1 protein-coding gene is annotated in these 1,194 nt (G+C 60.8%); it reads left to right on the top strand.

Going from position 1 to position 1,194, the window contains the following annotated elements; genetic code table 11:
• The first annotated feature begins 221 nt into the window (after positions 1 to 221).
• Positions 222 to 1,179, top strand: a protein-coding gene (locus tag K0M74_RS00230; RefSeq protein WP_293966811.1) for an IS630 family transposase whose coding sequence is annotated in 2 segments (ribosomal slippage) — positions 222 to 580 and positions 579 to 1,179 — 960 coding nt in all. Because the reading frame shifts where the segments join, the coding sequence is not laid out codon by codon here.
• The last annotated feature ends 15 nt before the right edge of the window (positions 1,180 to 1,194 follow it).

The raw sequence follows: 1,194 nt of genomic DNA, 5'->3' as shown, positions 1-1,194 counted from the left end.
AGGCGCCTCATCGCAAAGCTCATATTCGCGGCTCAACACCATCCCGCCTTCATCTGGGCTTGGTCCCGATGGCGCCAAACCCACCAAGCGATCGCGGCTCAATGTCACCGAAGAACACGACATTAAATGCAACTGTAGTATTAGAGCGTCGCGTTATTAATCTGAATCGCGGGGATTCTCTTTAGTGCGGATTTATGATTCACCGTTGTTGGAGGTGGATCATGGGCAAGAGCAGTTCGGTTGATCTTCGGGATCGGATCGTTGGCGAGATAGAGCGAGGAAGCTCGCGCCGTGCTGCGGCGCGTCGCTTTGGGGTGAGCGCGGCGACGGCGGTTCGCCTGGCGCAGCGTAAGGCGCAGACGGGATCGGTGGCGCCTGCATGTCAGGGCCGTCCGAGGGGGAGCGGTATGCTTGATCGCCATGCCGATGTGCTGATCGGTTGGGTCGAGGCGAATGGAGACATCACGATGCCCGAGTTGGCGGCGCGTCTTTTTGCGGAACGGGGGGTGAAAGCGCACCCGGCATCGCTATCGCGGTTGCTGCTCCGGCACGGTTTTACCGTCAAAAAAAACACTGCTGGCGAGCGAAGCCGATCGCGCTGACGTTGCCCGCGCGCGGCGGGTATGGAGCGGATATCGCCAGCCCTGGATGAAGAAGCGGCCCGAAAGGCTCGTGTTCATCGACGAAACCGGGACGACGACGAAGATGACCCGCCTGCGCGGCCGGTCGCGCCGGGGGCAGCGGCTGCGGATGACCGCGCCGTTCGGTCATTGGGGAACGCAAACCTTCATCGCCGCGCTGCGTCATGACGGGCTCACCGCCCCTTGGGTGATCGACGCTCCGATGAACCGGCGTCTCTTCGAGACCTATGTCGAAACCCAGCTCGCGCCGACGCTGCGGCCCGGCGACATGGTCATTCTTGACAATCTATCGAGCCACAAGAGCGAGAAGGCCAAGGCCATCCTCAAGGAACGCGGCGCGTGGTTCCTCTTCCTGCCGCCGTACAGCCCCGACCTCAATCCCATCGAAATGGCCTTCGCCAAGCTCAAGGCTCATCTGCGAAAAGCCCAGGCACGAACCATCGAGGCCCTCTGGCAAGCCGTCGGCTCGATCTGCGAACTCTACTCACCAGAAGAATGCCGGAATTACCTCAAGGAAGCTGGATATGTTGCAGATTAAAAGCACGACGCTCTA

This window comes from Sphingopyxis sp. (assembly GCF_019459305.1).
Classification (GTDB): domain Bacteria; phylum Pseudomonadota; class Alphaproteobacteria; order Sphingomonadales; family Sphingomonadaceae; genus Sphingopyxis.
Note: the sequence above shows the minus strand (reverse complement) of the source record. Positions and strands in the feature narration are given on the sequence as shown.